This is a genomic window from Companilactobacillus tucceti DSM 20183 (genome assembly GCF_001434665.1).
Lineage (GTDB): Bacteria > Bacillota > Bacilli > Lactobacillales > Lactobacillaceae > Companilactobacillus > Companilactobacillus tucceti.
In genome coordinates this window covers 1-11,216 of record NZ_AZDG01000015.1, presented here as the reverse complement: position 1 = coordinate 11,216, position 11,216 = coordinate 1, and the positions used below count along the sequence as shown (strand labels likewise).

Genomic DNA, 11,216 nt, shown 5'->3' with positions numbered 1-11,216 from the left:
GGAAATACTATGATTAAAGCAGTAGTTTTTGATTGGGCTGGAACAACAGTTGATTATGGAAGCTTAGCTCCTGTAATTGCATTTAAAGCAGCCTTTAGTGACGCAGGTATTGAAATTAATGATCAAGAGATTCGTCGTGATATGGGTATCACAAAGTGGGATCATATTGGTAAATTATTGAAGATGCCAGAAATTTTTCAACAATGGGAGAAGGAATACAATAGATTACCAGACTTCCAAGACCGTCGTAAGTTATATGAAGATTTTCAATCTAGTTTGTTATCTTATGTAAAAGATTCTACTTCATTAAAACCATATACTCTTGATGCATTCAATTATTTAAAGGATCAAGGTATTAGAGTTGCTACTACTACAGGATATACACCTGAAATGATGCAATTGGTTCAAAATAGTGCTTATAAGTTAGGTTATCAACCAGAGCTAGTTCTAACATCAGAAGATGTTGACGGTGATGGTAGACCTTCGGCAAAAATGATTCAAAAGATTATGAGCGATTTTAATTTGGATGATCCTAAAGAACTTGTAAAAATTGGCGATACTATTGTAGACATTCAAGAAGGTAAGAATGCCGGTGTAAACACAATTGGTATTGTTGAAGGAAGTAGTTTGATGGGACTTTCTGAGAAAGAATTTGATTCATTATTTGATGAAGAAAAAGAAAACATTCGTAAAAGAGTGGTTAATGAATTTGCAAAGGCAAATGCTGATATCATTATTAATAATCTATCTGAATTACCCGACGCAATTAAATTTTTAAATCAAACAGAGGAAAAGATAGCTAATGGAAAATGAAAATAACTATTTATTATTAACTCCAGGCCCCTTGACCACTAGCTCTACTGTAAAAAGAGCTATGGAATTTGATTATTGTACATGGGATGATGATTATAAAGGAATTACACAAACAATTAGAAGATCATTACTTGATATAGCTCAAGTAAGTTCAAAGAAGTATACATCTGTATTAATGCAGGGGAGTGGAACATATGGTGTTGAATCAGTTATAAGTTCCGTTATTCCTGATGATGGTACTTTAATGATTGCTATGAACGGTGCTTACGGTGAAAGAATAGGTCAAATGGCAGATGTATATGGGATAGATCATGTTGATTTGATAATTGATGAACAACAACCTATTACTCTTGAATCTGTTAAGCAAATGTTGAAGCGTTATCCTGAAACTACACACTTTGCCATGATTCACTGTGAAACTACCACTGGTATATTAAATCCAATTGAAGAGATTATTCCATGGATGCATGAACAAGGAATAATTACTATTGTTGATGCAATGAGTAGTTTTGGTGGTATTCCAATTGCAGTTGAAGATTTAAAAATTGATTACTTGATTAGTAGTACTAATAAATGTATCCAAGGTGTTCCTGGTTTTTCATTCATTGTCGCCAATGAAGAAAAATTAAGAGAAATCGAAGGTATTGCTAGAACTCTTTCATTAGATTTATATAGTCAATTTGATGAAATGGAAGCTAATAATGGTAAGTGGAGATTTACATCACCAACTCATGTTGTGCACGCTTTCGCTCAAGCATTGATAGAACTTAGAGTTGAAGGTGGTGTTGAGAAACGTTTTGAACGTTATCGAGACAATCAAAGTAAACTTTCAGAAGGTATGAAGAAGCTTGGATTTGAACCATTAATTGATACTGATTGGCAATCACCAATTATTACATCATTTAAATATCCAAGTGATGACTTCGACTTTGGTAAATTTTATAGTAAGTTAAAAGAATCTGGTTTTGTTATTTATCCTGGTAAACTTTCTGAAGTTCCAACATTTAGAATTGGAAACATCGGAGAGGTTTATGCAGAGGATATTGATAGACTATTAAAAGTCATTGAAAAACTTAGTCAAAAAATTTCTTAGTTAAGTACCACACTCCAATAAATTATCTAAAAAAGGTCGTAACTCAATTTTGAGTTACGACCTTTTTGATTAATTAGAGACCTTTTTTTATTCTGTCTGCTAATGTATTAAATTCTTTTGATTTTTCGAGCCATTCATTATTATCCGGACTCGATCCGACACGTTTATTTTCATTTAATGAAGCAATTGTATTCATCTCATCATCATTTAAAGAAAAGTCAAAAATATCTATATTTTGTTTGATTCTATTTTCATGGATAGATTTGGGGATGATTACTTCACCTCGTTGAATATGCCAACGGAGAACAACTTGGGCTACTGATTTTTTATGTGCATCAGCAATTTCTTTAACTGTTTCATTATCTAGAACACTGTTTTTACCACCACCAAGTGGACTCCATGCTTCATGAACAATATTCTCTTGCTTCAAAAACTCATGCATTTCGTTTTGCTGCATGAATGGATGTGTTTCAATTTGATCAATCATTGGTTTAATTGTTGCTGTTTTCATCAAATGTTTAATTTGATAATCTTGAAAGTTTGAAACACCAATGGCTTTTATTTTGCCATCTTTATATAAATCTTCCATTGCACGCCATGTTTCTTCATAGCCAGGTGCTGGCCAATGAATCAATAATAAATCTAGGTAATCTATTTGAAGTTTATTTAAAGATCTTTGAAATTGTTCCTTTGTATCATCGTATGTTCTAATATCATTCCAAATTTTTGTTGTTATGAATAACTTTGAACGATCAATACCAGATTCGATAATACCTTTACCAACAGCTTCTTCATTATCATAAAAGCTTGCTGTATCAATATGTCTATAGCCGGCCTCGATTGCCCATTTCACACTGTTTATAACTTCGTTATCATCACTAATTTGAAATACACCTAATCCAACCTGAGGTATTTTAACTCCATTGGATAGTTCAATATCTGGAATACTCATTAATATGTTTCCTCCTATTAATTTATAAAAGTAATTCTTATTATAGTGAAACCGCATTCAAAAAAGCTAGTCCTTTTAGAACAATCCTCCAGCTAAGTTGTTCAAATCAGGTTTATCAACTGCAACTATTAGTTGTTCATTAACAAATGCTTCTAAACCTAAATTGCTCATTTCACGACCATATCCAGAATTTTTTACACCACCAAATGGTAATTCTGGAAGTGTAAACATAAATGTATTAACGAACTCCATACCTGTTTCAATTTGACTAGCAACTTTTACACCATGATCTTTACTACCAGAAAAAGTAATACCGCCAAGACCATAATTTGAATCATTGGCAAGATCAATTGCTTCTTGGTCATTATGTACTTTATAAACATGAGCGACTGGTCCAAACATTTCTTCTGAATATGCAGGGTTATTTTTATCAATATTTGTCAAAATTGTTGCAGGGAAGAATTGACCTGGTAAGTCAATTTCTTTATTACCGAATTCAACTTTAGCTCCGGCTTTAATAGCTGCATTTACTTGTTTTTGTAACTTCTCTTTGGCTCTTGCTGATGACATAGGGGCAAGAGTCGTATTAGGATCCATTGGATCGCCAGGTTTAAGGGTAGAAAATTGTTCAGTTAGACGTTTTACGAATTCATCATACAAATTATCCGCAACAATGAAACGTTTAGAAGAAGTACATACTTGACCAGCATTATAGATTCTTGCATTTTTGGCAACTTTCATAACTTCATCAATATCTGCGTCGTCTAGAACAATAAATGCATCGGTTCCGCCTAATTCCATAGTATTCTTTTTCAAATTTTGCCCTGCCGCAGCAGCTACTGATTTACCACCACGTTCTGATCCTGTTAGTGCAACTCCTTGAACTCTTGGGTCGGCGATTATATCTGAAACTTGATCATATGATAAGAAAAGATTTTTAAGACTGCCATCAGGTGCACCTGCTTCATTTACTATTTTTTCGAATGAAACTGCTGAACCAGGGGTATTAGATGCATGTTTTAAAATCATTGGATTTCCTACCATAAAGTTAGGGGCAAAAACACGCATGATTTGATAGTATGGAAAATTCCATGGTTCAACCATCATAATTACTCCGGTTGAATGTTTTTCAACCCAGGCATCTCCTGCACCAGACTTGATCTTGGTTGGTTTAAGTAATTCCTCAGAATTATCTGCAAAGTAATCTGCTATGAGAGCACATAATTCAACCTCACCAACTGCTTCTTTAAATAACTTTCCCATGTCTTCAACAATTATCTTTGCTAATTCATCCTCGTTGTCTCTTAATAAATCAGCAATTTTATGTAAGATTGTTGAACGGCTGTTAACCGGTTCATTACGCCACTTCTTATATAAATCATGTCCTGTCACTAATGCAGATTCGATATCTGTAGAAGTTGCATTAGGGTAAGTCTTTAAAACTTCATTAGTATAGGGATTTATTGTTTGATAAGCCATTGTAATTCCTCCAGTTTCCGGTTTTTGACACACTAAAACGTTTACAAAGTTAATTTTACCTATTAGAGGGTACTCTAAGTCAAGAAATTCAGCTTGTATAATTTTGAACAATATCAAGTAGATATAAATTGTGAAATTAGTTATTAAATGTCAATTATATTAGGCATATCCTAATCACAATGTTAATCGATTGGTACTAATTAGATAATTGGTGCGTACCCATTTTACTTATACATGCTGATATGACGGGGTTGCTAGTTATATTACATTTTCAGTAAACGCTTGCAACCGAATAAAATTGTGTTACTATATAAATATAATTTGATATAGAGAAAGCCGGTTTCTTTATTGGAAATTATCATGAAATGAATTTTTTTGTAAATAAATGTGAAGCGATTCACGAGGGAGGCATTTTTATGCAGATTAAAAAAGGCATCGAAAAAATACCTGGTGGTATGATGGTTGTTCCATTATTTCTTGGAACACTAACAAACACTTTATGGCCAGGGGTGGACAAGTTTTATCCAGGATTTACTGGTAATTTCTTAGTTGGTACTTCAGTTATACTATTTATGTTCTTCTTTAGTGTTGGAACAACAATTGATTTGAAGTCTACAGGATACATTGCTAAAAAAGGTTTATCATTACTTATTGTAAAGGTCTTATTAGCCGGATTATTAGGTGTAATTATTAACCAATTTTTACCAAGACACGGTGTGACAACTGGATTGTTCGCTGGTTTCTCAGTTCTGGCTGTTATCGCTTCGTTTAATGAAACTAACGGTGGTTTGTATATGGCTTTGATGACAACGCTTAACCGTGACGAAGATGCTGCTGGATTCCCATTCATCAGTATTGAATCAGGACCATTCATGACAATGGTTACAATGGGTGTTGCCGGAATTGCTCAATTCCCATGGCAAGCATTAGTTTCAACTTTAATTCCATTTGCTATTGGTATTACATTAGGTTCATTAGATCATTCATTTAGAAAAATGTTTAAACCAGTTGTACCTGCAATGGTTCCATTCTTCGCATTTACACTTGGTTACAGCTTGAACTTCGGTATGATCTTCAAGTCAGGATTCATGGGTATATTTATGGGTGTTATCGTTGTTTTGGTTTCAGGTTCAGTATTGGCACTTGTCGATCGTTTCTTTACAGGTTCAGATGGTGTTGCTGGATGGGCCGCATCTTCAACAGCTGGTGCTGCCGTTGCCGTTCCTTACGCAATTGCTGAAACAAACCCAAGTTTCTCATCTACTGCTGCATCCGCTACAGCTATCGTTGCAACAAGTGTTCTAGTTACATCAATCTTGACACCAATCGTAACAATGTATATGGAAAAACGTGCTCGTAGAAAGGGATTACCAATTGTTCCTAAGAAGTACGAAGGTAAATTTGCTGAATCAATTATGGCCAAAAAAGAAGAAGAAGAACTTAAGGCTAAAGATGAAGCCAAATTGGCTGCAAAAGGAGATTAGTTATGGAAGATAGACAAACACTAAATCCAAAAGAATTTGCTTATCATTTTGTTGATTCAATACCAGTTGAAAACAACAAAGAACGTTTTGAAGCAAATGCAAAAAATAAATTGGTTGCATATCTTACTGCATACTATTTGGCAGAAAAGTTTAATGGTATGGAAAACGGTATATTAGATTCTGCAAGAGATAAAAAGGTTGAAGATATGAGTTTGTCAGAACTCATGCAAAAAGTTTCAGAGTTATCTTATTTCTAAAAATTATTATTTGGGGGAATTCTAAATGTCATTTTCAATGAAAACAAATTATACACATAGTCCTAAGGATATTGAGCATTATTCAACAGACGAATTACGTGATCAATTTTTAATGGAAAAATTATTTGCACCTGGAGATATTCTTTTAACATATACATACAATGACCGTATGATCTTTGGTGGTGTAACACCAACTGATTCACCACTTGAAATTAAATTAGATAAAGAATTAGGTGTAGAGTACTTCTTACAACGCCGTGAATTAGGTGTAATCAACATTGGTGGTAAAGGATCAATGACTATTGATGGCAAAAAAGAAGAAATGGTTAAGCATGACGGTTACTATGTTGGAATGGGTGTAGAACATGTTGTATTTGAATCAGATGATGCAGCAGATCCTGCTAAATTCTATGTAGTTTCAACTCCAGCTCACAAGACTTATCCAAATAAGAAGTTGCCATTTGAAAATGCTTTGAAGATGCCTATCGGTGATCAAGAACATATGAATAAGAGAACTATTTGTAAATATATCGATGCATCACAAATGGATACTTGCCAATTACAAATGGGTTATACAATTCTAGAACCAGGTTCATCATGGAACACAATGCCTGCACATACACATGCAAGAAGAATGGAAGTATACCTATATATTGAATTTGGAGCTCCAGATACAAGAGTATTCCACTTCATGGGCAAACCTGACGAATCTAACCACATTGTTATGTCTCAAGAACAAGCAGTTATTAATCCAAGTTGGTCAATTCACTGTGGTGTTGGTACAACAAATTATGCATTTATCTGGGCTATGTGTGGCGAAAACCAAACATATGATGATATGGATGCAGTCGCAATGGACGAATTAAGATAAAACATTAAAAGGGAGTCCTTAGGACGCCCCTTTTTTTATAAGGAGAGGGTAAGCATGAGTGAAGTAATTACAATTGGAGAACCACTAGTTATTTTGGCTTCAAAGGATATGGACAAAAAGTTAGAAGATGTTAAAACATTTCAACGACTTTTAGGTGGAGCAGAACTAAATGTCTCTATTGGTATTAGCCGTTTAGGCCATTCGGTTCAATATATTTCTCAAGTTGGTGATGATCCATTTGGTAAATATGTTAAAAAAGAGATTAGTGAACATAATGTAGGAACCGATTATATCCTTGAAGATAATGAACATTGGACAGGTCATCAAATAAAACAACTTGTTTCAAAAGGTGATCCTGATACATTTAATTATCGTAAAAATTCAGCAGCTTCTTATTTAACATCAGAAATCGTTGATAAGATCGATTTGAGTGATGTTAAGTTTGCTCATATGTCAGGGATATTCCCAGCTATTTCTGAGACTGCCGAAAATACATTTAGAAAGCTATTTAAAAAATTAATTGATAATAATGTTAAAACAACTTTTGACCCAAATTTGCGCCCTCAATTATGGTCTAGTGAAGAAGTTATGAGAGAGACCATTAATAATTTAGCAAGTATGGCAAATATTGTTTTACCTGGTATCAATGAAGGTAAAATTTTAATGGGAAGTTCTGATCCTGAAAAAATTGCTGACTTTTATCTTAAAGGTGAACAAACTGAAACAGTAATTGTTAAAGTTGGTCCAGATGGAGCTTTCGTTAAAAATAAAAATGGTGAGACATACACTGTTCATGGATTTAAAGTAGATCATGTTGTGGATACAGTTGGAGCAGGTGACGGATTTGCACTAGGCGTTATAAGTGCATTATTAGAGAATAAGCCTTTGAAATCAGCTGTTTTGAGAGGTAACGCAGTGGGGGCGTTACAAGTTCAAACACCGGGAGATAATGATGGATATCCAACACCAGAAGAGTTAAAAGCATTCTATGAAAAGGAAAGTGTAGCAGAATAAAAAAATGATTTTGCTAAACTAATGATAAATAAAATAAGAGACTGTGACCTAGGTCACAGTCTCTTATTTTGGTTCCAATTTTTATATTCTAAGCGTGTGACAAAAGGTCGCAACCTCCACATAGCTACGAACCACATTTTGTCATACTCTTTAAATTCGAGCGATAATTTTACCAACGGTTTTATGTTCCTTAATTTTCCTTAATCCATTCGGAATATCTTTAAAATCAATAATTTCATTGACCATTGGATCGACAATACCATCTTTAACCAGTTGAATCAATTCGTCTTCCATTTTTGACAAATCGTTCAGTTGAGATTCATTTTTGCTTTGGTGAACCCCACCAAGGTTTAATGTTAGAATATTTTGACCATTTTTTCTTAAGTCATAATTACTAATATCTGGAGTATTAAGAATAGTTACCAATCCTCCATTGTAAGAAAGGCGCTTTAAGTCTTCTTGTACACTGTTACCGCCAATTGTATTAATAATTAAATCAACGCCAATGCCATTTGTTATTTCATTTATCGTACGATTAACGTTCTCGCTTTTATAGTCGATAACAAAATCAGCACCTAATTTTTTGGCGAATTCTACTTTATGTTTAGATACGGTCGTTATAACGGTTAAACCAGAATGTTTTGCTAACTGAATATCAATTCCTCCAACTCCACCAGCACCGGCGTGAATTAATACAGTCTTTTTGCCAATCAAACTCATTTTTCGATACATGGCTTGATAAGCAGTTAACCCACTGCATAAAATAGCTGCGGCTGATTCGTAAGGAACAGTATCGGGAATCCTAGATACTACATTTGATTTAGCTTTGGCAAATTCAGCAAAAGTACCATTTTTAGATAAATCGTTATGGAAGAAGACTCTTTCTCCAACTTTAAAATTCTTAGGATTGTCATTACTGATCTTAACGATTTCACCGGCACCATCTAGGCCTAGAATATGGGGATATGACCATTTTGCATTATGATTTTCGGTTAATTTATAATCTACGGGATTTAGAGCTACGGCGTGTAATTTAATTAAAACTTCATTATTTGAAAGTTTTGGAATAGGCATATCGGAAATTTGAATGTCATCTATGCCAAGTTGTTTTTGATCGTTTATAGTCATTGCTTTCATGAACTTAACCTCTGTTTCAATCTTTTTTATATTATTACACATAATGTATATATATTAGATATAACTTTATAAATATATTCTTGTTTTTATAAGTATATTACTTTATATTATTTAGTAATGTACTTAACGTTATTTAGTAGAGGTTAATTTAATGAATTCGGTTGATATTTCGATATTTAGAACAATTAATAATTTAGCAGCAATAAAGGCCCTTGATCCAATAGGTGTTTTTTTCGCTAAATATTCAATTTATGTGTTGGCAATTTTCTTGGTTTTTAAATGGGTTCAAAAACGTAATGATGATCAATATAGAGTAAACTTGTTAATTTCCATTTTAACCGCAGTTAGTTCTGAATTAGCTGGAAAATTGATTGCAGGAAAACTCTATTATCATACGCAACCTTTTACTGTTTTGAATGAGGTTCATCAGTTGATACCAAAAGATGTTGGAAATAGTTATCCTAGTGATCATACAATTATTTTCTTTAGTTTTATGATAATTTTGTTTCTTGGTACTAAGACGTGGTCCAGATACAACTATTTACTAGTTGCTATTTTAGTATCCTTATCTAGAATTTTCGTCGGTGTTCATTATCCATCTGATGTATTAACTGGAATGCTTATTTCTACATTAATAGGTATTATTTGGTATCAACTACTTGCTAAAGATGAATTTATACATGGATTAGTTGAAAAATATAATCAAATTGAAGATAAACTATTGAATAGATTTGGCTTTGAATAGTAATTCTATTTTTTCTTGTGTAAAATTATACTTAGAATATTAATAGAGGATCAAACTGATGAATAAAGAGATGTTAAAAGGTACCATCGATTTGCTGATCCTGTCAGTTTTAAAGGAAAACGATAATTATGGTTATCAAATATCTAAAGTTATTACTGATAAGTCAGGTGAAACTTTTGAAATCCAAGAGGCAACACTTTACATAGCGTTGAAGAGATTAGAGAAGCAGCACTCGATTGAATCATATTGGGGCGAACAATCTCATGGCGGTAAAAGAAAATACTATAAAGTTACAAATGAAGGGTTAAGTCAGCTTACGGTACTGAAAGAGGACTTCAACAATTTGTCTAATATTGTCAAAAGGTTTATGTGAGGTGTCTACTGATGGAATATTTTTCAATGAAGCAAATCAGCTTTAAACTGATTTTGATTATTTCAGCATTACTTTTTTATGTTTGCTATTACTTGGATAGCGTTATTGATCCATCCAAAATAGAATTTACATTTGTTGTTGGTTATATGATGGCAATCATGTTAGCCGCTTTTTGGTCTATTTTAAATTATATTGATCATTTGAGGATCAATCCCTTATATAAAACCTATCATTCAATAGATGAATTTATAAGTGACCTATCTATTTCAATGGATGAAAAAAATGAGATCGAAACGATGATGATAGATTATGTATCGGATCAAAAGAAGCTTGGCAAAGATGAAGGTCAAGCCATTGAAGATATAATTCAACAGTTTAAACAAGGAGAGTTAACAAAAAAGGATGTCTTTTTTGTCCACACACACAAATACTTGTTAGGATTAGGACTAATACTTTTAGTAATTGCAGCAATTATTTATCTTCTTGGCTTTTTAAGTCCAATATTTCAAAATGAGCTTTTTATTGTACTTAAAATAACTATGTTTTGCTATGCTTTAGGTTTTTTCGTATCGTTCTTTATGTATAATATTTTGAATAAAATTTTAATTCGAAAATAATTGTCTTTTGTATACTTTAGTCATTTGAATGATATAATCTAGTCTAAATAAGGAGGAGTCGAATGTTCACATTGATGGCGACAAATACTGCTAGTAGTGCACCTTTATTAATAGCAGTTTTAGTAGCAATTTTAGTTATTGTTTGGCTACTTATTAAGACTGGGGCGGCTTTATTACGCCACCCAATAATCGGAATTATCTTGATAGTATTCGGATTTTTAGGATTGTGGAATTTTTTCATTGTAGGTATAGGTATTATAGTTGGTGGAATAGTTTTTCTAATCCTAACGTCCTTCTTTAATAATTAAATTAAAAATCATATCGTAAAGGTACTGCAACTATTTTTTGAGACAATAAAATAAAAGCACTTCTATTATTGGG

13 protein-coding genes are annotated in these 11,216 nt (G+C 33.0%); 10 read left to right on the top strand and 3 right to left on the bottom strand.

Translation table 11 applies throughout. The annotated features are described in order from the left end of the window. Positions 1 to 9 precede the first annotated feature (9 nt). Positions 10 to 813, top strand: coding sequence for a phosphonoacetaldehyde hydrolase (gene phnX / locus FC72_RS07235; protein ID WP_057766279.1), 804 nt, complete (start codon positions 10 to 12; stop codon positions 811 to 813). Next, complete coding sequence (gene phnW, locus FC72_RS07230) at positions 803 to 1,906, top strand: 2-aminoethylphosphonate--pyruvate transaminase (RefSeq protein ID WP_057766277.1); 1,104 nt, start codon at positions 803 to 805, stop codon at positions 1,904 to 1,906. The genes phnX and phnW overlap by 11 nt, the downstream gene beginning before the upstream one ends. A gap of 73 nt (positions 1,907 to 1,979) precedes the next feature. On the opposite strand, the gene FC72_RS07225 is transcribed toward phnW, so the two are convergent. Next, a complete protein-coding gene (locus tag FC72_RS07225; RefSeq protein WP_057766275.1) occupies positions 1,980 to 2,858 on the bottom strand; it encodes an aldo/keto reductase in 879 nt (292 codons plus the stop codon). 75 nt (positions 2,859 to 2,933) lie between these two features. Next, entirely contained in the window at positions 2,934 to 4,337 is a 1,404-nt protein-coding gene (locus FC72_RS07220; protein ID WP_057766273.1) for an NAD-dependent succinate-semialdehyde dehydrogenase, read from the bottom strand. 416 nt (positions 4,338 to 4,753) lie between these two features. On the opposite strand from FC72_RS07220, the gene FC72_RS07215 reads away from it, so the two are divergent. The 4 genes from FC72_RS07215 to FC72_RS07200 are packed head-to-tail and all read left to right on the top strand — an operon-like array spanning position 4,754 to position 7,963. After that, complete coding sequence (locus tag FC72_RS07215) at positions 4,754 to 5,821, top strand: 2-keto-3-deoxygluconate permease (RefSeq protein WP_057766272.1); 1,068 nt, start codon at positions 4,754 to 4,756, stop codon at positions 5,819 to 5,821. 2 nt (positions 5,822 to 5,823) lie between these two features. Continuing rightward, entirely contained in the window at positions 5,824 to 6,078 is a 255-nt protein-coding gene (locus tag FC72_RS07210; RefSeq protein WP_057766270.1) for a hypothetical protein, read from the top strand. A 25-nt stretch (positions 6,079 to 6,103) separates the two neighbouring features. Next, the gene (gene kduI / locus FC72_RS07205; protein WP_057766268.1) at positions 6,104 to 6,949 is read left to right on the top strand and encodes a 5-dehydro-4-deoxy-D-glucuronate isomerase; all 846 of its coding nucleotides are present in this window, start codon (positions 6,104 to 6,106) and stop codon (positions 6,947 to 6,949) included. 54 nt (positions 6,950 to 7,003) lie between these two features. Then, positions 7,004 to 7,963 (top strand): sugar kinase, encoded by a 960-nt coding sequence (locus tag FC72_RS07200; RefSeq protein WP_057766266.1) that lies wholly within the window; start codon positions 7,004 to 7,006, stop codon positions 7,961 to 7,963. Between the two features lie 150 nt (positions 7,964 to 8,113). On the opposite strand, the gene FC72_RS07195 is transcribed toward FC72_RS07200, so the two are convergent. After that, positions 8,114 to 9,100, bottom strand: coding sequence for a zinc-binding dehydrogenase (locus tag FC72_RS07195; protein WP_057766264.1), 987 nt, complete (start codon positions 9,098 to 9,100; stop codon positions 8,114 to 8,116). 151 nt (positions 9,101 to 9,251) lie between these two features. Between FC72_RS07195 and FC72_RS07190 the strand changes: the two genes are divergently transcribed. From FC72_RS07190 to FC72_RS07175, 4 genes are all read left to right on the top strand, one after another. Then, a complete protein-coding gene (locus FC72_RS07190) occupies positions 9,252 to 9,845 on the top strand; it encodes an undecaprenyl-diphosphatase (protein WP_057766261.1) in 594 nt (197 codons plus the stop codon). A 58-nt stretch (positions 9,846 to 9,903) separates the two neighbouring features. Then, positions 9,904 to 10,218: a PadR family transcriptional regulator gene (locus FC72_RS07185; protein ID WP_057766259.1), complete on the top strand. Its 315-nt coding sequence runs from the start codon at positions 9,904 to 9,906 to the stop codon at positions 10,216 to 10,218. Positions 10,219 to 10,229: 11 nt separating this feature from the next. Continuing rightward, the gene (locus tag FC72_RS07180) at positions 10,230 to 10,835 is read left to right on the top strand and encodes a hypothetical protein (RefSeq protein ID WP_057766258.1); all 606 of its coding nucleotides are present in this window, start codon (positions 10,230 to 10,232) and stop codon (positions 10,833 to 10,835) included. A gap of 62 nt (positions 10,836 to 10,897) precedes the next feature. After that, positions 10,898 to 11,143, top strand: coding sequence for a hypothetical protein (locus FC72_RS07175; protein ID WP_057766255.1), 246 nt, complete (start codon positions 10,898 to 10,900; stop codon positions 11,141 to 11,143). Positions 11,144 to 11,216: the final 73 nt, after the last annotated feature.

Excerpts from the sequence above, each read along its gene's own strand:
- phnX (WP_057766279.1), top strand. The coding sequence starts at position 10 with ATGATTAAAGCAGTAGTTTTTGATTGGGCTGGAACAACAGTTGATTAT.
- phnW (WP_057766277.1), top strand. The coding sequence starts at position 803 with ATGGAAAATGAAAATAACTATTTATTATTAACTCCAGGCCCCTTGACC.
- FC72_RS07225 (WP_057766275.1), bottom strand. The coding sequence starts at position 2,858 with ATGAGTATTCCAGATATTGAACTATCCAATGGAGTTAAAATACCTCAG.
- FC72_RS07220 (WP_057766273.1), bottom strand. The coding sequence starts at position 4,337 with ATGGCTTATCAAACAATAAATCCCTATACTAATGAAGTTTTAAAGACT.
- FC72_RS07215 (WP_057766272.1), top strand. The coding sequence starts at position 4,754 with ATGCAGATTAAAAAAGGCATCGAAAAAATACCTGGTGGTATGATGGTT.
- FC72_RS07210 (WP_057766270.1), top strand. The coding sequence starts at position 5,824 with ATGGAAGATAGACAAACACTAAATCCAAAAGAATTTGCTTATCATTTT.
- kduI (WP_057766268.1), top strand. The coding sequence starts at position 6,104 with ATGTCATTTTCAATGAAAACAAATTATACACATAGTCCTAAGGATATT.
- FC72_RS07200 (WP_057766266.1), top strand. The coding sequence starts at position 7,004 with ATGAGTGAAGTAATTACAATTGGAGAACCACTAGTTATTTTGGCTTCA.
- FC72_RS07195 (WP_057766264.1), bottom strand. The coding sequence starts at position 9,100 with ATGAAAGCAATGACTATAAACGATCAAAAACAACTTGGCATAGATGAC.
- FC72_RS07190 (WP_057766261.1), top strand. The coding sequence starts at position 9,252 with ATGAATTCGGTTGATATTTCGATATTTAGAACAATTAATAATTTAGCA.
- FC72_RS07185 (WP_057766259.1), top strand. The coding sequence starts at position 9,904 with ATGAATAAAGAGATGTTAAAAGGTACCATCGATTTGCTGATCCTGTCA.
- FC72_RS07180 (WP_057766258.1), top strand. The coding sequence starts at position 10,230 with ATGGAATATTTTTCAATGAAGCAAATCAGCTTTAAACTGATTTTGATT.
- FC72_RS07175 (WP_057766255.1), top strand. The coding sequence starts at position 10,898 with ATGTTCACATTGATGGCGACAAATACTGCTAGTAGTGCACCTTTATTA.